We start from the raw sequence: 19,135 nt of genomic DNA on the forward strand, positions 1-19,135 counted from the left end.
TCACGCCTTCTTGAACTCGGTGGTGACGGCGGGGGCGGGGCGGAAGTCCATGGCGAGCTGGCGCGGGTCCTCGCGGACGGGGAGGCCGTCGCTGTCGAGGAAGTACAGGGACCTGACGGCGGTGGGCTTGGGGGCCTTGACGGCGGACTCGACGCCGATCGGCATCGGGGCGGAGTCGACGCCGTTGGCGGGCGGCTCGACGACGATGGTGATCGTCATCTGGCCCTTCTTGCCGTGGGCGCGGACCGCGTCGAGCAGCTGGTGGAACTCCCGCGAGAGTTCCTCGTCGGTGCGGCCGGAGAGGTGGGAGGCGAGGAACGCGGCGACGGGCGCGGCGGGCTGCGGGTCGAGGTCGGTGTCGGGCTGGGTGGAGGTCATGCGGCTTGCGCTCCTTGCTGGTTGTGGTGGTGCTTGCTGCGGATGGTCTGGACGAAGGCGGTGACGGCTGCGGCGCCGACGACGGGGCCGTCGGTGGTGCGGCAGACCAGGCACTCGTACTTCGCGCGCGGGGGCCGGGCCCAGGTGCCGTTCTTGAGCTGCTGGCCGAAGTCGACGAACAGGGCGCCGGTGACGGTCTGCCGCTGAGGGGTCATGCGGCGGCGGCCAGGGGCTGCCGGGCGTCCCGCATCTGCCCGTCGGCGAGGTGCTCGGCGGCGACGCAGCCGGTACGGCCGCACGTGGGGCGGACGATGCCGAGCGGCGAGCGGCCGTGACCGACCACGAACGCCAGCTGAGTCGGGGTGTACTTCCGGCCGGCGACCGCGTACGACGTTTTCGTGCCGTGCCACCGGACGTGACCGTCGTCGTCCTGGGTGGTCCTGTCCAGGTAGGAATCGACGACCTTGTCCTGGCCCTCTTGCTGCCAGATGGCCCGGACTTCGGCGACGATCTCGGCATCCGTGAGACGCTTCTTGGCCGCCCTACGCGCGAGGCGGGTGCGCTGGGGGGTGGACAGCCCGCCGAACACTCCGTCGCTGTGGTTCTCCCGGAGGGCCCAGAGGGCGCAGGCGACGGCGGCGGGGCAGTCGCGGCAGAACGCCTTGGCCTCCTCGGCCTGGAGGGCGTGGACGCCGGTGGTGCCGTTGGGGAACCACAGCTCGGGGTCCATGCCGGGCTTGCGGCAGTCGGCGCTGTCGCGCCAGTCCGGGGTGTGGGCGGGGATGGTGGCGTGGGTGCTGTTGTGGCTCATCGTGTGCTCCCGAAGATCGCGGTGAGCTGGGAGTCGAGGGCCTCGCGCATGGGCCGGTCCTCAAGGTGGTCGGGGTGGACGCACCGCGGTGTGCCGCAGCCGGGCAGGACCTTGCCGACCGGCGCCCGCCCGTGCTTCTGGCGGAACGCGTACCGGGTGACGGAGACATCGGGGCCGTCACCGTTCTGGATGCGGTAGTTGGTGGTGGGCCAGAGGAGATGGCCATCCGCGGTGCGGGTGACCCGGCTCTCGAAGATCTCGTCGATGCTCCGCAGCTTGGGGCCGGGCTTGCACGGCGGGAGCCGGAGCTCGTCCCGGATGCGGCGGACCCGGGCCGCGTCCACACGGAGAACGCGGCTGATCTCGGCCGCCGAGTGGCCGCCGCGCAGCATCTCGACGATGGAGTCCCGGGGCGGTGCGGGGCGGGCGGCCTTCGCCGCCTGGACGGCCTCGAACCGGCCGGTCTGGTCCTGCATGTGGGCAGGGGCGACGCACTGTGCACGGCCACAGGACGGGAGCGCCTTCCCGACGGGCGGGCGCCCGTTGTGGATCTCGAAGGCGGCGCGGCGAGCGGTCCACAGTCGGCCCTGCCACCGGAAGGTGCCCATGCCGTTCTGGGCGTGGCCGGTCCACAGCATGTGGCCGTCACGGGCCCGCTTGGCCCGAGCGTTGAAGGCGGTCGTCAGGTCCGCCGCCGGCCGCTTGCCCGGCCGGGCCTTGGGCAGGCCGAGGGTGGCGCGGGCGGTGGAGACCGTCCTGGCGTCGGTGTGGAGCGTGGCGGCGATCTCGCGGTCGGAGCGCCCGGCGTGGAGGAGCTCGACGACGTTGTTGCGGAGCTTCATGCGGCCACCGCCGGGGTCTGCTCGGGCCAGGTGACACCAGCGAGCGCGGCGGCGGCCCGGTCGGGCACCGGCGCCAGCTGGTAGCCGAGCCAGTCCATACCGGCGGCCATGGCCACGTAGGCGTCGGCCTCGTCGTACCGGGCGGCGCCCTCGGTGTGGATGCCGTACCGGTTGGCGACCGCGCTCCGGACTTCACCCTTGGCCGCACGGCCGTTGCCCGTGCCGTACAGCTTGAGCGTGGCCGGGGGGATGACGGCGTACGGGATGGTGTGGCGGTGGCAGTACTGCCGGACGAGGACGCGGAGCCCGGCGAGGTCCTCGTGTCCGGCGAGGTGGGCGTGGCCGTAGCTCGGGCCCTCCATGACGACGAGGTCGGCCCGCCGGATGAAGGTGGAGATCTGGCCGATCAGGTAGTGGAGACGCATGTCGCCGCGGGTCTTGGTGCGGATGCGGTCGGTCCAGCCCTCTCCGGCGACTCCGGTGGAGGTGAGGGAGAGGTCGAGGCCGACGACGAGGGGCCGGGTGGCCCCGGCCGCCGCCGGGAGGATGGTCATCCCGGCGGCGGGGGACTGGGTGGTCATCGCGCGGCCTCGGCCTTCTCGACGGCCTCGCGGCACATCAGCTCGTTCGACGCCTGGACGTCGAGGAGCTGCCGCTCCAGGGCGGCGTACGCCCGCTTGAGCTGGGCGTGTTCGGCGGTGGTCACGGTGCTGACGGACCGGGCCTTGAGCTCCTGCTGGAGCCCCTCGATCCGGCCCGCGTACTCGACGGCGACGCTCCGCGACGTCTTGAGGTGGCTGCGGGCGACGTCGCGCTGCTCGACGACCAGCTCGTAGCGGGCCTGAAGTGCGCGGTAGGCGCGGCGGGACACGGGCATGGTCAGGCTCCGTTCTGCTGGCGGGGGATGAGCGGCCACTCGGGCGCGCAGTACGCGGCCGGGTCGGTCTTGCGGAGATGGGCCTGGAGGCTGGCGGCCTGCTCGGCGGCCCACCCGACCTGTGCCGTGTGCAGCTCGTCGAGCGGCATCGCGGCGAGCTGCGGCCGGGTGTGGCCGATGCGCCAGGCGACGCGGCACGCGGCGACGGCGTCGGCCGACGAGGTGTGCGCGGCGCCGAGCTCGACCCGGTAGTGCTCGCACAGCGCGGTCAGGTTCCGCTTCCCCCGCCGGTAGCGGTCGACGTGCTTGTCCAGGACGAGCGGGTCGATCACCGGCCCGGCCGGGAGCGCCGCCAGCCCGTAGCGGGCGGCCTCCCGGTCGAGGAGGGTGAGGTCGTAGCGGGCGTTCATCGCGACCACCGGGATCCCGGCGGCGACGACCTGGCCGAGCGCGGCGAGGACGTCGGCGACGACCTCGGCGGCCGGGCGGCCCTTCGTGCGGGCGGTGTCGGTGGTGATGCCGTGGACGCTGGCGGCGCCCTCGGGGATGTCGATGCCGGGGTCGGCGAGCCAGTCCGCGGCGATGACCGGCTGTCCGCCGCCGACCTGGACGACGGTGGCGGTGACGATGCGGTCCGCCTCGACGTCGGTGCCGGTGGTCTCCAGGTCGAAGCCGCACATGCGGCCGAGGTGCCAGCTCATCGGCGGGCCCCCGCCCCAGGCGCGGCGACGGCCGGCCACTCGGTCTCCGGGCCTTCGTCGACGACTTCGGCCTCGTACGCGCCGTCCTCGTCCGGCCCGTCCGGCGCCAGCTCGGCCTCAGCGGCCCGCGAGGTCTCACCGACGGCGGTGGTCTCCTCGACGTCCTTGCGCGCTGCGATGGCCATGAGCTTCCTGGACAGCGGGTCGGCGCCCTTGGGGTGGACGTGACCGGCCTCGCTGGCCTGCCGCCACACGTCACGGACGTCGTCGGAGGACAGCGCGGCCTCGGCGAGCGCGACGTAGTCGGGACGCGGCGCCTCGATCGCGGCCACCGCGTGGGAGCCGGTCGGGTCAAGTGCGGTCGCGGCCGACATCGGGCCCGCGAGGGCCTGCCGGGGCGTCACGCCGCGCAGCTCGACGACGACGACCGGGAACCTTTTCGTCTTGCCTTCGCGGATCACCTGGCGCGGCTCGATCCGCAGCGTCACCGGGACGAACCCCCGGCCGTCGGTCCCGGCGAGGACCATGTCGACCATCCCGCCCCACTCCGACGCGGCGTAGAACGAGTGGGTCTCGGCCCGCCACATGCCCATGCCGGACAGGTCCGGGAGCATCACGTTCAGGCGGGACGTGGTGGAGCAGACACGGCCCTTGGGCTGGGTGTGCCAGTCCTCGCCGAACTGGCGGGCGCAGACGCACGCCTGGCGGGTGAGGAGCTCGGTCTGGCCGTCGCAACGCCGCTGGCAGCCACCGGCGGACCACATCTCGTTGTACTGGTTCAGCGGGTCGCCGGGAGTGATCAGGGCCTCGATGGACGCGGCCTTGGTGATGACGCGCCACTGCTCGATCGTCGAGTTGAGGGGCTTCCACTGCTCCGGCTCGCCGCCCCACAGCTCGGCGGCGGCGCGGACGTGGTCCTCGGAGTGGGAGGTGATGACCCACGTGGCGGAGCGGACGGGCCGCTTGCCCTGGGTGTAGCCGGTGCGGAGACGACCGTGCTCGGCCGTACGGCGCTGGATGGTGAGGATGCGCGAGCCCATGGTTCAGGCCGCCTTTCGGGTGGTGGGCGCGTCGGCTGCCGGGGGCAGGAGCGCGGGGTACGAGGACGCCGCCGCGTGCAGCCACTTCGTGTTCTCCAGCGCGCCCCGGAACGCGCGGTGCGCGGTCCGGTCGGCGGGCATGGGCACCAGGGCGTGCGAGCGGGAGCGGAGGTTGAGGACGCCGGCCTTTTCGATGCGGGGCATCGGGGCGTCGGTGTCGTCGGGGAGGAGGACCGTCTCGCAGTACCGCAGGGCGGCGAGCTGGAGGGTGTTCTCCGGGTACACCGACTTCGCGGGCCGGGTGGCGGACGACTTGTAGTCGATGAGCCACAGCTCCAGCCGCCCGCCGGGGCCGGTCGGGAGCCAGACCATGAGGTCGGCCGTCCCGGCGTAGCCGAGGCGCCGGTGGAAGCACGTGACCTCCGTGGCCACGACGTGCTCGCGGAGGTTGATGCCCCAGGAGGTGAGCCAGATCTTGAGCTGGAGGAGGTACGGGCGGACTTCGGCGTCGTCCGCGACCGGCGCCCCGAGGACGTGGCCCTCGGCGGCGGCGTGGACGCGGTCGCCGAGGTCCGCGGCGCGTTCCTTCGCCTCGCGGTGGAGGGCTTTCAGCTCGCGGGTGAGCGTCGGCCGGTCGTCGGCGGCGCGCACGGTGACGGCGTCGAGGTGGTCAAGGACGTGCTCGACGGTGACCTTGACGCCCCAAGGGATGAGCGCGTGGCTCTTGTTGACGGCGGTGTCGATGACGTTGGTGACGGACACGAGGTCGGGGCCCCCGGCAGGGTCGCTGTAGTAGCGGCCCCGCTCGGTGTCCCGGGCGTACTTGGGACTGGTCATGCCATGCCCTTGGTGGTGGTCTGGCCCCAGGCGGTGATGTGCTCGCCGTCGCCGATGTACCGGTCAGCGAGCTGCCCGGCCGTTGCGGCGGCGAGCGCGAACGTCGCGTGCGCCTGCGCGGCGGCAAGGGACATGGGCCGGACGAAGTAGGTGCCCTCCGGCCCCTCGGCGCCAGCCTCGGTGAGGAGGCGCTCGGCCTCGCGGTAGTGCTCGGGTCCGGTCATGCGGCGGCCCTCCTCGTCAGGCTCTTCGGGGTGTACGTACGGCGGTGCGTGATTGCGTCGTCCCGGGCGACCAGCGCGCCACGGGACGCCAGGGCCTTCAGGTCCTTCCGCGCGGTGTTCCGCTTGCTCGTCGGCCACGGGCTCGCGTGCATCACGGCCTCCACGCGGCGGACGGTCCACACCCCGCCCGAGCGGCGGATCTCGGTGAGGAGCCAGTCCCGGCGGTTGATCGGGTCAGTCATCGATGACCTCCGTCATGGCGTGGCGCTCCCAGCCCGGGACGAACGTGTCGAGCGACGCGTCCGGGGTGGTGCGGCCGAACGAGGCGCCGCACTGGCACGAGGCGATGAGCTCGCAGTCGCCGAGCTCGACGATCAGGGCGTGGCCACCGGCCAACGTCTCCCGGAAGTCGGGGTCGGGCGGGGTCTCGCGGGGCTCCCTGTCGGCGCGGGCGACGACACCGGCGGCGCCCACCGGCCCGTAGCCGACGTGCTGGAGGGCGCGGAGGATCTCGGCGCGGGCCTTCACGACGCCCTCCGGATCTGCGGCGGGACCGGCCTCGGGCCGCCGGCCTGAGTCAGGCGCTTGGCGAGCTCCAGCGACGCCTTGCCGTAGAGGGGGACCCGCGACGACGCGGCGTTGGCCAGCTGCTCGACGAGCTCCTCGTACGGCAGCCGCCCGTCGGTCGCCGCCGGGGCGTCGGCCAGCTCCTGGAGCCGGTCCCACGCGCTCGTGTCCTCGGTGGAGAGGAGGGCGTCGAGGACGTCACCGACGACGAGGCGGGTGAACGCCTCCAGGTCGAGGACGACACCGGCGGGGATGGTGCGGATGTACAGGGGGATGGGCCCGGTAACGGGCTTGTCGTTGCTCACAGGACGCTCCGGGCGTCGGTGGGGTGGGCGGTCGGCAGCTCGGCCGTGGTGTGGGCGCTGGCCATGTGGCGGTGGAGCGACTCCTCGGCGGACCCGTCGTCCGCCTGCCACACGGTCTTCCAGTCGCAGACGGGGCAGATGCGGGTCACCTCGGCGCTGGCCCTGTTCACCGGCCGGGCTCCGGCCCCGAAGGGGTTCAGCTCGGAGACCAGGTGCGTGCAGTCGTCCGCCTCGCACTCGTACGGGTCGGCGCCGGGGTCGTCGCACCGGCACGTCGGAGGCGTCGTGCGGGGGGCGAGGGCTTCGAGGGCGTGGTCGAGCTCGTCCATGAGGTGCCGCTGCTTCGCCAGCTCACCCCCGGAGGGGCGCGGGGCGGGCGCGTCGTGCGCGGGCCCGCACGGCCCGCTGTGCGCCACCCGTCGGTAGCAGGTGAAAGGGAACTCGGTCCGGCCCAAGTCGGCGCCGCAGTACTGGTACTCGTCCTCGGTGGGCGGCGTGAGCGGGAGCCCGACCAGGTGCCGGATCTCGCGTTGAGTGATCGTCTGCTCGGAGACGACCCGGCCGTCCCGCCAGTGCTGCCCCCGGCGCATCCGGCTGGCGAGCCGGATGAGTCCGGCCTCCAGCTCGGCGATCCGGTCGCGCGCCGTGGCCAGCGACTCCACCGCCTCCGACAGAGCCGCGTTCGTCGACTGCCGCTCCGCCTTCAGCTCCGCCACCCGAGCCCGCAAGCCGACCAGTTCGGCCGTCGCGTCCTCCATGTGCCACAGGTACGACGGTGCGCAGTCCACGTGGACGGTCTCGCCGCTGTCGTCCGTGCCCGTGACGCGGAGACCGGACTCGTTCTCGTCCGTCGCCCGGTTATGGAAGAGCAGCCCCGAGGCCGAGCCGTCAGGCGCCACTCGGGTCACCGCGAAGCACGTCATATCGTGCGGGTGCCGGACCCGGTCGCCCGGGACGAGCTCGTCGGTACGCACCCGGGAGCTCTGAGACTCCAGCTTGGCCACCCGGGCTCGAAGCGCAGCCAGCTCACCCGCCGTCGCGTCCCCGCGCATCGACTCCCACAGCCCCAGCACCGCACCCAGACCGATGTCGAACGCGCCCGTGTCCCACATGCCCGGGAAGTAGCCGCGCGTTGCGCAGCTCTCCGGCCACTCCCGGCAGTGGCACAGGTCGTCGTGGTAGTGGTCGTTCAGCGCCCGGTTTCCCGCAGCGGCCAGCGCGTCGAGCTGCGCCTCGGTGAGGTCGGCCGGCTGTGCGTCGAGCAGCAGCCGCAGCCGGTCCAGCTCGGGAACAGCTTCCGCTCGGACCTCGTCCCGGAACGCGTCCAGCTCCTCGACCGCGCGCTCCGGCGGAACCTGCGCGCCTGTCAGCCGGGCCAGCAGCCACGTACGCGCGCTCATGCCGCACGCTCCGAGTTCGTCGCCAGGTACTCCAGGAGCGCGACGGCCTCGGCCGTCGTCCGGCCGGGCTCGTCCCCCCACCCGTCGACGTGTTTCTCCAGATCGAACCCGCTGATGTTCATGAAGTCCGGGCCGCCGTCGAGGCTCATCGCCACGAAGCCGACCGCCGTGTCACCGAGCGTCGAGGAGAGGTGGGGGTTCCCCGTCGCCGCACACCGGATCGCGGCCACGATGTTCATCGGGCGCGAGGCGTGAGGGGTGGTGGTGTGGCGGTCGAAGGGGTCCGGCACGTAGTCGCCCTGCCAGAGGCCGTTGGCCGTCAGGATCCGGGCGGCGGCGAGCAGGACCGAGGGGACGGTCGTCGGCCGGGCCGGGGGGAGGAGCACGAGCGCCGGGCGGCGGTCGCTGCTCGGGATGTTGGTCGGCGACATGATCGGCGCCGGGGAGGGGCTAGGGTTGGGGGTCACGGGTTCTCCGATTCCATGGGTCGGGATTCCGGAGGGGCTGCGTACGGACCAGGCAGGGTCCGGGGCGGCCCCGTTCGTTTTCAGGCCGCGCGGGCGTCGGGCGAAGAGGCCCCGGGGATCGCGCCACCGGGCCGGGTGAAGACCCGGCGAAGGTCAGCGACCAGCTCGGGCGACGGCGGCGGAGCCGCGTCGACTTCGGCGCGGATGTGGTCCATGACCGTCTCGCCGAGGAGCTGCCGGAACTGCTCCCGCATCTGGTGGGCGTACTTCATGCGGCGACCAGCTCGTGCGGGACGGTCTGCACGACGGCGGCGCGCTGGTCCGGCACCCAGAGGATCAGCAGATCCACACCGATCACGGTGGCGATCGCCTCCGCCGTCGGCCCGGACACGGTGTCCTGAGTCCCGGAGAGGACGTTGCCGATGGTGGTGTGCGGGATACCGACGAGCTCGCCGAGAGCCCGGAGGGTCACCTCGGCGCCGGTGCCGGTCCGCTTCATCAGCGTGCGGAACAGCTCGGCGTCGTGGAGCCGATACCTCGTGACAGCGGTGGTGGGAGGGGACATGTTCACCTCGACGTACCCAGACAGAGCGGCTGGAACTTTCCTGCTCCAGTTGGCACTTTGGTGCGCCAACGAGATGAGCATGGCACGTCATGGACAGCTTGTCCATCATCTGCGCCACGTGGCGCACTGGTGCGCCATCATGGTCAAAGGAGGGTCGAGAAAGGGTTGCCCCCACTGGCGGTTGCGCCGGATTCCGTGGACACTCTGTCCACGACAGACCTCACCCGGCGGGGCGGACCAGGGATAATTCACCTGGAGCCCCGCCGGTCTCATGGACACCGACCGTCCCGGACACCATCAGGAGTGGCAGGATGATCGCTATGACTGCGGATCAGAGCGCACTAAGGACTTTGTCCGACCTCGTACGCGATCGTCGTATTGCCCTGGACCTGAGCAGTCGTACGCTCGCGGAGCGCTGCGTCGACCCGGAGACCGGCTTCTCCGTGCCGAGGCACTACATCGACCGCCTCGAAGGCGACGAACCGAACCTGACCCCACCGCGGGCCCACGTCCTCCGGGCGCTCTCTGCCGGCCTCGGCCTCCCCCTCGAAGCCCTCCAGGACGCCGCCGGCCGACAGTTTCACGGCACCACCACCAAGTACCTGCCGGACGGGAAGGCGCGCGCCCTCATCGCCGAGTTCGAGGAGTTCGACGAGGCGGAGCAGGACCAGGTGATGGCAATGCTGCGGGCGTACGCGGCGACCCGCCGCAAGAAGGGCTAGTCGGCGGCCCCCTGCGCGGCCAGCTGCTTACCCCACCAGATCGCGAGCTGGAGGGTCGTCTCCACGCCGACGCGGTCCTGGAGTTCCGCCACGGTCTTGTAGATGGTCCGCTCGCTGATGCCCAGACGGTGCGCGATCTGCGCCATCTTGATCCCGGCCTCCATCAGCGTCAGAACCTGCCGCTCGCGCTGCGACAACAGGCCGGCGGGCTTCGGTGATGCCGCCCCGCTCCACGGCTCCGAGCGGCCCCACTCGGTCAGGTACCCCTCGCGCATGTACTTCACCGAGGCCAGGTCCCGGACGTGCCAGCCAGAGTGGTCCTCTGGGTCGTCGGAGGCCATGTTGCGGATGAAGGCTTCGCGGGCGTCCAGGATGATGATCTGCTGGAAGGGCCCGTGGGCGACTTTGATCTCGCCGCCATGGGCGATGATCTCGCGGGTGTAGTCCTTCACCGCCGGGTTGAACCTGGTGGAGGCGTGGTAAAGGATCTTCATGCGGACTCCGCGGAGCAAGAGCTGGACGTCCTGCTCCATGACGCTGTCCACCACCTTCTGCTTGCGGTGGCCCGGCTGGGCGGTGAGGACCTCCGTTGCGGCCCGCGATACGGCCTTGTCGATCCGGGCGGTCATCAGGTCCGCCGAGGGCAAGAACTCGCTCGCAGGGCCGCCCCAGTACCGTTCGGCGCTGTGCTGGTCGGCCAGGCGCTTCAACTCTGCGATGCCCGCCATGCGCTGGGCGGTGGAGTAGAGCGCCTCCTGCTCGGCCGCCATCAGGCGCTGTACGGCGAGCTGGGCGTCCAGGGCGATGTAGTGGCCGGGGATGACGGCGTTGGGGGCGGCCAGGCCGAGGTCCAGGAGCTGGCGAAGGCCGGGTGCGTCCTCGGGTACCGGGCGCTCCTGGATGATCAGTGTGTAAGTCTCCTCTGCTCCGGCCGGCAGCGTGAAGTCGTAGCCGCGCATTTCCGCCTCCTGTAACGGTGGTGTCTCCCGTCACAGTCTTGCAGATACCTGAAGGTGCAGTTTTCTGCATAGGCATATGCCTTGCGGGTTACAGCCCGGATCAGGGAGCGTACTCTCAGCGAATTCCTTTCGCACGCGATTCGAACACAAGCGCTCTCTTTCGAAGGAAACCACATGGTCAACGTCACCCGGACCCGCGCCGCCCTCGCTGCCGCCGCCGTCACCATCGCCGCCCTCGCCGGCCTCGCCACCGCCACCACCGCCACCGCGGACACCGGATGGGGCCGCCCCCCGGCCGACGTCACCCCCACGCCGACCGCGCCCGCCCCCACCACCCCGGTCACCACCAACGACACCGGCTGGGGCTAGCCCCCACAGCCGCCCGAGCCCCCACCTTGCGCGGCCCACAGCACCACGCACCACCCCGTTCCAGAAGAACACCAACCACCTCAGGGGGGCCGAGTGAACGGCGTCACCACGCCGCAGGCGCAGGCGCAATACGCGGGCGTGCAGGTCGAATTGGAAAAACTGCCAGGCGCAATGGCCGCCATGGCCATGCAAGACGACGGGCACCTCCTGCTCCTCCTGGACCCCGATGCACCCGCCAGCCGCCTACGGTCGGACCTGAACAGCATCCTCGGCCACCTCATCCTCACCGGCATCATCGAGGACATCCCCGAGGCGTCCGACGGCCCAGACCCGGCCTGACGCCCCCAGAGGCTCCACGAGGAAGCGGCGCAGCACACCCCCCTGGTGCTGCGCCGCTGTCATGCCCGCAGGCCCTCTAGGGCCGCCTCGGCTCCCGACTCCGCCGCTGTCGGGCCACGTCCAGCTCCGAGACTGCGTTCGCCATCTGAGCTGCCGCGTACTCCTTCTTCGTGACCGGCCGCTTGATGAACCCCGGATCGCCCCGGAACGCCAGCCGGATCCGCCCCGGCTCCAACTTCCGGATCCCCGGCCGAGATGCCTTGTGCAGTCGGATCGTCACCACCTTCCGCAGCACCTCCCGCTTCTGCTCCAGGGTCAGGCCGGCCCGCCTCTTGTCCTCGTCGCCGAACCACATGAGCCAGGGGTCCTCGGCCAGGAGCAAGTCCTGAACCTGTTGCGGAACACCGGCCGTCAGCTCGCGGACCTTCGCCTGGTCCTTGTCGATCTGCGGCACGAGCCGCCGCTCGAAGGTCGCGAGCGCCGACGGCGACAGCCGGAACGTCCCGGTCTCCTCGTCCAGTTCAGTCGCCAGCTCGCGCGCCTCGTCCAGCTGATCGGTAGCCGCCTTCAAGCGGGCCCGGACGCGCGCGAGCTCCTCGTCGCGCTCGCTGCTGTCCGGGAAGAAGGCAGCGCGGGCCTCGGGTCGGCCGAACCAGGCGAGAACCTGGGTCTGGACCCACGCCTCCATCCAGTCCTCGCGGATCGCCGTGTCGTGCTCTTCTGAGCAATTCAGGTACTGCACGCCACCGTTGCGCTTCCCGGCGGTCAACAGGGCGTGATCGCCGCACTCTCCGCACAGCGAAATGCGCGACAAGAGGTGCGACACTCGGGAATCCCTGTGAGTCATCCGAGCCGGGTCCTCCAGCTTCTCCTTGACCCGGTAGAACATGGCCACCGCGTCCGGGGTATCCAAAAGTGCCGGCCAAGCCGCGTCGCCGATGATCTCGCCCTTGTATATGCGCTTCCCGATATAGGCGACGTTCGTGAGCATCGCCTTCACGTGATCCGGAGTCCAGGGAATCCCGTTCGCCCGCTGAGCCTTCGGCCCCAGGGAGTTCAGCCATAGTGCGATCGCGTACGTCGACTTCCCGGAGTCGGCCTCCGTCCAGGAGCGGACGGCGATGGGAGCCTGTACGCGGTGCCTGAACTGGCCGATCAGCTCACCGGTGTCGGGGTCGTAGTGCCGGGTGTATCCGAAAATGAGGGGGCCCCACGGCTTCCCGTCCTTGGCGTGGGCGAGGGCCGTTCGGAGGGTATTTCCGTGAATGTTGTCGGCTTCACCCTCGGCTGCGATAGCGTCCTGAGCGGTGATCTTTCGATCGTCCGACTTGGACATGTCGTAGACGTTCCGGTTGTAGCAGAGAAGCGTATTCGTCTCCATGCAGGCATTCCGCAGGGTGACGTACTCCTTGAGATCTCTGTATAGCCGGTTGTGCTGAAACGCGATAACTATGTCGAGCTCTCCGGCGTGAACTGACTCCACCAGGGCCGTGAAGTCGTCGCGGGTCTTCGCCGTGGCACGACGGGGGTTCGCCGCATTCCGGTTCCCGTATCGGGAGGCCGAGACGCCCGGATCCTTGAACTCGCGGGCGACCGTGATGCCGAACTCGGCGCACAGGTCCCGGCCTTCGTCGAGCTGCTCCGCCACCGACTGGGCTTTGCCGGTGCTGTCGTCGCTCTGCCGGCCGTACAGGCCGCCGCGGAGCGGGATGCGGTCGGGGTAGACCAAGTGGACGTAGTCCAGTGCTACAGGCATACCGGCACTGTAGCGGCGAACCTACCTGTCTAACTCGGATTACTGGTCGCCGTCGGTGTCATGATGGTGGCGCTCGACGGCACCATCGTCGCCATCGCCAACCCCGCCATCAAGGACGACCTCCAGGCATCGCTCGCCGAGGTCCAGTGGATCACCAACGGCTACCTCCTCGCGCTGGCCGTCGCGCTCGTCACCGCCGGAAAGCTGGGCGACCGCTTCGGCCACCGGCAGACCTTCATCATCGGCATCGCGGGCTTCGCCGCCTCCTCCGGCGCGATCGGCCTGTCGAGCTCCATCGGCCTCGTGGTCGCCTTCCGCGTCCTCCAGGGCCTCTTCGGCGCCCTGCTCATGCCGGCCGCGCTCGGCCTGCTGCGCGCCACCTTCCCGGCCGAGAAGCTGAACATGGCCATCGGCATCTGGGGCATGGTCATCGGCGCCTCGACCGCGGGCGGCCCGATCGTCGGCGGCCTGCTCGTCGAGCACGTCAGCTGGCAGTCCGTCTTCTTCATCAACGTCCCGGTCGGCGTCCTCGCGCTCGTCCTCGGCCTGGTGATCCTCAAGGACCACCGCGCCGAGAACGCCCCGCGCTCCTTCGACGTCGTCGGCATCCTGCTGCTCTCCGGCGCCATGGCCTCCCTCATCTGGGGCATCATCAAGGCCGGTGAGTCCTGGGGCTGGTCCAGCCTCAACACCTGGGGCTGCCTGATCGGCGCGGTCGTCCTCTTCGGCGTCTTCGCCCTCTGGGAGACCAAGGTCAAGGAGCCGCTCATCCCGCTGGCGATGTTCCGCTCCGTGCCGCTGTCGGCCGGTGTGGTGCTGATGGTCCTGATGGCCTTCGCCTTCATGGGCGGCCTCTTCTTCGTCACCTTCTACCTCCAAGGCGTCAAGGGGCTCAGCCCGGTCGACAGCGGGATGCACCTGCTGCCGCTCACCGGCATGATGATCGTCTCCTCGCCGCTGGCCGGCGCGCTGATCACCAGGTTCGGCCCGCGGGTCCCGCTGGTCGGCGGCATGGTCTGCACCGCGATCGCCATGTTCGGCATGATCACCCTCACCTCCGGTACGGGCACCCTCGCGATGTCCCTGTGGTTCGGGCTGCTCGGCCTGGGCCTGGCCCCCGTCATGGTCGGCGCGACCGAGGTCATCGTCGGCAACGCGCCGCTGGAGCTCTCCGGCGTGGCCGGCGGCCTCCAGCAGGCCGCCATGCAGGTCGGCGGCGCCCTCGGCACGGCCGTGCTGGGCGCGGTCATGTCCTCCAAGGTCTCCAGCGCCTTCGGCGAGAACTGGAAGGCCGCCGGCATCCCGACCCCGCCGGACCCGCGCCTGGAGCAGGCCGCCGAGTTCGGCATGGTCCCGCCGGAGCTGGCCAAGGCGCCGGGCATGACGCCCGACATGTTCCAGGTGATCGGCAAGGTCATCCACGACACGTTCATGGACGGCATGGGGCTCGCCTTCACCGTCGCCGGTGTCGTGGCCGTCGTCGCCGCCCTGGTCGCCACGCTGACCAAGCGCGGCGCCAACGCGGAGGCGGGCGCGGGCGGGGTCCACATCTGATCCGCGGGGGTCTCGCCGAGGTCTCACCGAGGCCCCGCAGAGATCCCACAGAGGTCCCGCAGAGGTCCCGCAGGGGTCCCGCAGGGGGGCCGTCACCCGTTCGCGTGAACGGGGGCGGCCCCTCTTCCCTTTCCCCGGCCGCCTCCGCCATGCTCTGATTACGGAGAGTTACGAAACGGGGGTTCACCTGCATGTATACGAAGACGATGCTGGCGGCCGGAGTGGTCCTGACCGCGCTCCTGGCGGCGGTCCCGGCGGTGGCCCCGGCGGAGGCGGCGGCCCCGAGCGGAGCCGCTCTCGGGCCGTGCGGCTCCGGCCAGCTCTGCCTGTGGCCCAAGCCCGACTTCAAGGGCAAGGCGCAGACCCACGAGCTGGCCTCGGTCGACATCGAGAGCTGCGTCCCCCTCCCACCGGGGACGACCGCCCAGGCCCTGGCCAACCGGACCGGACGCCCGGTCACCACCTACCAGTCCGCCGAGTGCGCGGAGACCGGCGAGTTCGAGACCTACCCGGGCCGAGGGGTGTGGGTCCCCCAGACGCCCTACCAGGTCAGGGCCTTCAAGATCTGGGAGAGGTAGGGGCGGGCGCGGGCAGGTCCGGGGTGCCGGGCGGCGGGACCGAGAGGCGCGCGACCTCGGCCCGCAGCTCCCGCACCTCCACGGTCAGCGCCTCCAGGAGCGCGAGCTGACGGCGCTCGGTCTCGTCGTCCCGCTCGAAGCGGGCGATGAACCAGGCGGCGATGTTCGCGGTCACGACACCGAGCAGGGCGATGCCCGACAGCATCAGGCCCACCGCGAGCACCCGGCCCAGGCCCGTGGTCGGGGCGTGGTCGCCGTAGCCGACGGTGGTCATCGTGGTGAAGGACCACCAGACCGCGTCCCCCAGCGTCTTGATGTTGCCGTTCGGCGCGTCCCGCTCCACGTGGAGCACGGCCAGCGAGCCGAACATCATCAGCCCGACCACCGCGCCCGCCACATAGGTGGTGAGCGTTATCTGCGGGGCCATCCGGGCCCGCCGTCCCACCAGGAGGAGCGTCGAGACCACCCGCAGCAGCCGCAGCGGCTGCACCATCGGCAGTATCACCGCGAGCAGGTCCAGCGGATGCCCCCGCACGAAGGCCCACTTGGCCGGGGCGAGCGCGAGCCGCACCAGGTAGTCCAGGGCGAACGCGGCCCACACCGTCCACTCCACATGGGTGCACAGCCCGTGCACCCACGGATCGGCGCCGGGCGCCACGATCGGCACGGCGTAGGCCAGGCCGAAGGCCACGGCCAGCACAAGCAGCGGCGTCTGGGTGCGCTTCTCCCAGCGTTCCTTCATGACGGAGGGCTCGACGAGGGTCATGGCGCGGCGCGGGGCAGGTGATCCTTCATGCCCGGCATCGTAAGGAACGCGGAAGGGCGGCGGGACCGTCCGGTCCCACCGCCCTCACCAGGGGGTACGCGCTACGCGTGACGGGTCACGCGTCGCCGCCGGCCGCGCCCGGGTCCGCCGCCGTCACGTCGAGCAGCTGGTAGCGGTCCACGGCCTGCTTCAGCGCCGACCGGTCGACCTTGCCCTCGTGGGCCAGCTCGGTGAGCACCGCGAGCACGATCGACTGGGCGTCGATGTGGAAGAAGCGGCGGGCCGCGCCACGGGTGTCCGCGAAGCCGAAGCCGTCCGCGCCCAGCGAGGTGTAACGGCCCGGCACCCAGCGGGAGATCTGGTCCGGCACCGAACGCATCCAGTCCGAGACCGCCACGAACGGGCCCTGGGCGCTCTGGAGCTTGCTGGTCACGTACGGGACCCGCTGCTCCTCGTCCGGGTGGAGCAGGTTGTGCTCCTCGACGGCCACGGCCTCGCGGCGCAGCTCGTTCCAGGAGGTGGCCGACCAGACGTCGGCGCGCACGTTCCACTCCTCGGCGAGGATCCGCTGGGCCTCCAGGGCCCACGGGACCGCCACGCCGGAGGCCATGATCTGCGCCGGGATCGCGCCCGCCTCGCCGGCCCGGTAGCGGTGGATGCCCTTGAGGATGCCCTCGGCGTCCACGTTCTCCGGCTCGGCCGGGTGCTGGATCGGCTCGTTGTAGACCGTCAGGTAGTAGAAGACGTCCTCTGCCTGGGGGCCGTACATCCGCCGCAGGCCGTCCTGCACGATGTGCGCGATCTCGAAGCCGAAGGCCGGGTCGTAGGCGACGCAGCCCGGGTTGGTCGAGGCGAGGAGGTGCGAGTGCCCGTCCGCGTGCTGGAGGCCCTCGCCGGTCAGCGTGGTGCGGCCGGCGGTGGCGCCGAGCACGAAGCCGCGCGACAGCTGGTCGGCCATCTGCCAGAACTGGTCGCCGGTGCGCTGGAAGCCGAACATCGAGTAGAAGACGTAGACCGGGATGAGCGGCTCGCCGTGCGTCGCGTAGGCGGAGCCGGCGGCGATCAGCGAGGCCGTGCAGCCCGCCTCCGAGATGCCGTCGTGCAGCATCTGGCCGGTCGGGGACTCCTTGTAGGCGAGGAGCAGCTCGCGGTCGACGGCCTCGTACTGCTGCCCGAGCGGGTTGTAGATCTTGGCGCTCGGGAAGAACGAGTCCATGCCGAAGGTGCGGTACTCGTCGGGCGCGATCAGCACGAAGCGCCTGCCGATCTCCTTGTCCCGCATCAGGTCCTTGAGCAGCCGGACGAAGGCCATCGTGGTGGCGATCGACTGCTGGCCGGAGCCCTTCTTGACCGCCGCGTAGGTCTTGTCCTCGGGCAGCGCGAGCGGCTTGGCGCGCACCACCCGCGTCGGGACGTACCCGCCGAGCGCCTTGCGGCGGTCGTGCATGTACTGGATCTCCTCGGAGTTCCGTCCCGGGTGGTAGTACGGCGGCAGGCCGTCCTCCAGCTGCCGGTCCGTGACCGGGATGTGCAGCCGGTCGCGGAAGCGCTTGAGGTCGTCGACCGTCAGCTTCTTCATCTGGTGGGTGGCGTTGCGGCCCTCGAAGTTGGGGCCCAGCGTCCAGCCCTTGACCGTCTTGGCCAGGATCACCGTCGGCTGGCCCTTGTGGGCCTTGGCCGCCGAGAACGCGGCGAAGATCTTCTTGTGGTCGTGACCGCCGCGGCCCAGGTGCAGGATCTGGTCGTCGGTCATGTTCTCGACCATGGCCCGCAGCCGCTGGTCGTCGCCGAAGAAGTGGTCGCGGATGTACGAGCCGGTCTCCGTCGCGTACGTCTGGTACTGGCCGTCCGGGGTGGTGTTCATCCGGTTGACCAGCACGCCGTCGCGGTCCTGCGCGAGCAGCGGGTCCCAGGAGCGGTCCCAGACCAGCTTGATGACGTTCCAGCCGGCGCCGCGGAAGACGGACTCCAGCTCCTGGATGACCTTGCCGTTGCCGCGCACCGGGCCGTCGAGGCGCTGCAGGTTGCAGTTGACGACGAAGGTGAGGTTGTCCAGGTTCTCGCGGGCCGCGATGGTCAGCTGGCCGAGCGACTCGGGCTCGTCCATCTCGCCGTCGCCGAGGAAGGCCCACACGTGCGACTTGGAGGTGTCGGCGATGCCGCGCGCCTCCATGTAGCGGTTCATCCGGGCCTGGTAGATCGCGCCGAGCGGGCCGAGGCCCATCGAGACGGTCGGGAACTCCCAGAAGTCCGGCATCAGCCGCGGGTGAGGGTACGAGGAGAGCCCGTTCGGGTACTTCGACTTCTCCTGGCGGAAGCCGTCCAGCTGGGCCTCGCTCAGCCGGTCCAGCAGGAAGGCGCGGGCGTAGATGCCGGGGGAGGCGTGCCCCTGGAAGAAGATCTGGTCGCCGCCGTCGCCCTCGTCCTTGCCCCGGAAGAAGTGGTTGAAGCCCACGTCGTACAGGGAGGCGGAGGAGGCGAAGGTGGCGATGTGGCCGCCGACGCCGACACCCGGGCGCTGGGCGCGCGAGACCATCACGGCCGCGTTCCACCGGGTGGCGTTGAGGACCTTGCGCTCGATCTCCTCGTTGCCCGGGAAGAACGGCTCGTCCTTGGTCGCGATCGTGTTGACGTAGTCCGTGCTGCGCATCTCGGGCACCGCGACGCGCTTCTCACGGGCCCGCTCGATCAGCCGCAGCATGAGATAGCGGGCCCGCTCCCGGCCCCGCTCGTCCACGGCGGCGTCGAGTGAGTCGAGCCATTCCTGGGTCTCTTCGGGATCGAAATCCGGGACCTGGCTGGGAAGGCCGCCAATGATGATCGGGTTGCGATCGGATGCGGAAGCCACGCTGTTCCTTCGCTGGTCGGTGGAGCCCACGGGGAGGGGCCCGCGGAGGGCCGGGATGACCATCGTGTACCCCGCCGGCGGCAAACGTCATCTTTACCGTGGGGTAACCCTCCCGAGGTGCCTTGTTCGGTCAAATCGCAACCTTACGCCCATCACGCACATGCGTTTCGTCAGCGCGTTCGGCACACTGAAGCCGCAGAGTCCCGCAATACGGGGCGAAGAGTGCACGT

The 19,135-nt window shown here is 70.8% G+C and carries 25 protein-coding genes and 1 pseudogene; 5 read left to right on the forward strand and 21 right to left on the reverse strand.

Annotated elements, in window-relative coordinates; translation table 11 throughout:
- From AB0C99_RS15980 to AB0C99_RS16060, 17 genes and pseudogenes are all read right to left on the reverse strand, one after another.
- Positions 1–378, reverse strand: coding sequence for a hypothetical protein (locus tag AB0C99_RS15980; RefSeq protein WP_362475209.1), 378 nt, complete (start codon positions 376–378; stop codon positions 1–3).
- Complete coding sequence (locus AB0C99_RS15985) at positions 375–593, reverse strand: hypothetical protein (RefSeq protein WP_362475211.1); 219 nt, start codon at positions 591–593, stop codon at positions 375–377. Before AB0C99_RS15985 ends, AB0C99_RS15980 begins: the two co-directional genes overlap by 4 nt.
- Positions 594–904: 311 nt before the next feature.
- A pseudogene (locus tag AB0C99_RS15990) lies at positions 905–1,189 on the reverse strand (WhiB family transcriptional regulator); the annotation flags it as partial.
- Positions 1,186–2,031, reverse strand: coding sequence for a hypothetical protein (locus AB0C99_RS15995; protein WP_362475213.1), 846 nt, complete (start codon positions 2,029–2,031; stop codon positions 1,186–1,188). The pseudogene AB0C99_RS15990 and the gene AB0C99_RS15995, both read right to left, overlap by 4 nt.
- Entirely contained in the window at positions 2,028–2,612 is a 585-nt protein-coding gene (locus AB0C99_RS16000) for a hypothetical protein (RefSeq protein ID WP_362475214.1), read from the reverse strand. The genes AB0C99_RS15995 and AB0C99_RS16000 overlap by 4 nt, the downstream gene beginning before the upstream one ends.
- Positions 2,609–2,908 carry a hypothetical protein gene (locus AB0C99_RS16005; protein WP_362475216.1) on the reverse strand — a complete coding sequence of 100 codons (300 nt, stop codon included), beginning with the start codon at positions 2,906–2,908 and terminating at the stop codon, positions 2,609–2,611. The genes AB0C99_RS16000 and AB0C99_RS16005 overlap by 4 nt, the downstream gene beginning before the upstream one ends.
- Before the next feature lie 2 nt (positions 2,909–2,910).
- Positions 2,911–3,609, reverse strand: coding sequence for a 3'-5' exonuclease (locus AB0C99_RS16010; RefSeq protein WP_362475218.1), 699 nt, complete (start codon positions 3,607–3,609; stop codon positions 2,911–2,913).
- Positions 3,606–4,649 carry a hypothetical protein gene (locus AB0C99_RS16015; RefSeq protein WP_362475220.1) on the reverse strand — a complete coding sequence of 348 codons (1,044 nt, stop codon included), beginning with the start codon at positions 4,647–4,649 and terminating at the stop codon, positions 3,606–3,608. Before AB0C99_RS16015 ends, AB0C99_RS16010 begins: the two co-directional genes overlap by 4 nt.
- A gap of 3 nt (positions 4,650–4,652) precedes the next feature.
- A complete protein-coding gene (locus AB0C99_RS16020; protein WP_362475221.1) occupies positions 4,653–5,486 on the reverse strand; it encodes a hypothetical protein in 834 nt (277 codons plus the stop codon).
- Positions 5,483–5,710, reverse strand: a complete 228-nt coding sequence (locus tag AB0C99_RS16025; RefSeq protein WP_362475223.1) for a hypothetical protein — start codon at positions 5,708–5,710, stop codon at positions 5,483–5,485. The genes AB0C99_RS16020 and AB0C99_RS16025 overlap by 4 nt, the downstream gene beginning before the upstream one ends.
- Positions 5,707–5,952, reverse strand: a complete 246-nt coding sequence (locus tag AB0C99_RS16030; RefSeq protein WP_362475225.1) for a hypothetical protein — start codon at positions 5,950–5,952, stop codon at positions 5,707–5,709. Before AB0C99_RS16030 ends, AB0C99_RS16025 begins: the two co-directional genes overlap by 4 nt.
- A complete protein-coding gene (locus AB0C99_RS16035; RefSeq protein WP_362475226.1) occupies positions 5,945–6,238 on the reverse strand; it encodes a hypothetical protein in 294 nt (97 codons plus the stop codon). Before AB0C99_RS16035 ends, AB0C99_RS16030 begins: the two co-directional genes overlap by 8 nt.
- Complete coding sequence (locus tag AB0C99_RS16040) at positions 6,235–6,582, reverse strand: hypothetical protein (protein WP_362475228.1); 348 nt, start codon at positions 6,580–6,582, stop codon at positions 6,235–6,237. Before AB0C99_RS16040 ends, AB0C99_RS16035 begins: the two co-directional genes overlap by 4 nt.
- A complete protein-coding gene (locus tag AB0C99_RS16045) occupies positions 6,579–7,982 on the reverse strand; it encodes a hypothetical protein (protein ID WP_362475230.1) in 1,404 nt (467 codons plus the stop codon). The genes AB0C99_RS16040 and AB0C99_RS16045 overlap by 4 nt, the downstream gene beginning before the upstream one ends.
- Positions 7,979–8,449, reverse strand: coding sequence for a hypothetical protein (locus AB0C99_RS16050; RefSeq protein ID WP_362475232.1), 471 nt, complete (start codon positions 8,447–8,449; stop codon positions 7,979–7,981). The genes AB0C99_RS16045 and AB0C99_RS16050 overlap by 4 nt, the downstream gene beginning before the upstream one ends.
- Before the next feature lie 80 nt (positions 8,450–8,529).
- Positions 8,530–8,721, reverse strand: coding sequence for a hypothetical protein (locus tag AB0C99_RS16055; RefSeq protein WP_362475234.1), 192 nt, complete (start codon positions 8,719–8,721; stop codon positions 8,530–8,532).
- Positions 8,718–9,014, reverse strand: coding sequence for a helix-turn-helix transcriptional regulator (locus AB0C99_RS16060; RefSeq protein WP_362475236.1), 297 nt, complete (start codon positions 9,012–9,014; stop codon positions 8,718–8,720). The genes AB0C99_RS16055 and AB0C99_RS16060 overlap by 4 nt, the downstream gene beginning before the upstream one ends.
- 350 nt (positions 9,015–9,364) lie before the next feature.
- On the opposite strand from AB0C99_RS16060, the gene AB0C99_RS16065 reads away from it, so the two are divergent.
- A complete protein-coding gene (locus tag AB0C99_RS16065) occupies positions 9,365–9,736 on the forward strand; it encodes an XRE family transcriptional regulator (protein WP_362475238.1) in 372 nt (123 codons plus the stop codon).
- Here AB0C99_RS16065 and AB0C99_RS16070 read toward each other — a convergent pair.
- Complete coding sequence (locus tag AB0C99_RS16070; RefSeq protein ID WP_362475240.1) at positions 9,733–10,695, reverse strand: helix-turn-helix transcriptional regulator; 963 nt, start codon at positions 10,693–10,695, stop codon at positions 9,733–9,735. The two genes, AB0C99_RS16065 and AB0C99_RS16070, sit on opposite strands and share 4 nt — an antisense overlap.
- Before the next feature lie 174 nt (positions 10,696–10,869).
- Between AB0C99_RS16070 and AB0C99_RS16075 the strand changes: the two genes are divergently transcribed.
- Both AB0C99_RS16075 and AB0C99_RS16080 read left to right on the forward strand, forming a co-directional pair.
- Entirely contained in the window at positions 10,870–11,064 is a 195-nt protein-coding gene (locus AB0C99_RS16075) for a hypothetical protein (protein WP_362475242.1), read from the forward strand.
- A 93-nt stretch (positions 11,065–11,157) separates the two neighbouring features.
- Complete coding sequence (locus tag AB0C99_RS16080; protein ID WP_362475243.1) at positions 11,158–11,403, forward strand: hypothetical protein; 246 nt, start codon at positions 11,158–11,160, stop codon at positions 11,401–11,403.
- A gap of 76 nt (positions 11,404–11,479) precedes the next feature.
- On the opposite strand, the gene AB0C99_RS16085 is transcribed toward AB0C99_RS16080, so the two are convergent.
- Complete coding sequence (locus AB0C99_RS16085) at positions 11,480–13,159, reverse strand: recombinase family protein (RefSeq protein WP_362475245.1); 1,680 nt, start codon at positions 13,157–13,159, stop codon at positions 11,480–11,482.
- A gap of 60 nt (positions 13,160–13,219) precedes the next feature.
- On the opposite strand from AB0C99_RS16085, the gene AB0C99_RS16090 reads away from it, so the two are divergent.
- The gene (locus AB0C99_RS16090; RefSeq protein ID WP_362475247.1) at positions 13,220–14,713 is read left to right on the forward strand and encodes an MFS transporter; all 1,494 of its coding nucleotides are present in this window, start codon (positions 13,220–13,222) and stop codon (positions 14,711–14,713) included.
- A gap of 191 nt (positions 14,714–14,904) precedes the next feature.
- Positions 14,905–15,291 (forward strand): peptidase inhibitor family I36 protein, encoded by a 387-nt coding sequence (locus AB0C99_RS16095; protein WP_362475249.1) that lies wholly within the window; start codon positions 14,905–14,907, stop codon positions 15,289–15,291.
- On the opposite strand, the gene AB0C99_RS16100 is transcribed toward AB0C99_RS16095, so the two are convergent.
- Both AB0C99_RS16100 and aceE read right to left on the reverse strand, forming a co-directional pair.
- Complete coding sequence (locus AB0C99_RS16100; RefSeq protein WP_362475251.1) at positions 15,272–16,057, reverse strand: potassium channel family protein; 786 nt, start codon at positions 16,055–16,057, stop codon at positions 15,272–15,274. The genes AB0C99_RS16095 and AB0C99_RS16100 overlap by 20 nt on opposite strands.
- Positions 16,058–16,172: 115 nt before the next feature.
- A complete protein-coding gene (gene aceE, locus AB0C99_RS16105) occupies positions 16,173–18,905 on the reverse strand; it encodes a pyruvate dehydrogenase (acetyl-transferring), homodimeric type (RefSeq protein WP_362475253.1) in 2,733 nt (910 codons plus the stop codon).
- Positions 18,906–19,135 lie beyond the last annotated feature (230 nt).

Origin of the sequence: Streptomyces sp. NPDC048659 (genome assembly GCF_040650575.1) — a bacterium.
Lineage (GTDB): Bacteria > Actinomycetota > Actinomycetes > Streptomycetales > Streptomycetaceae > Streptomyces.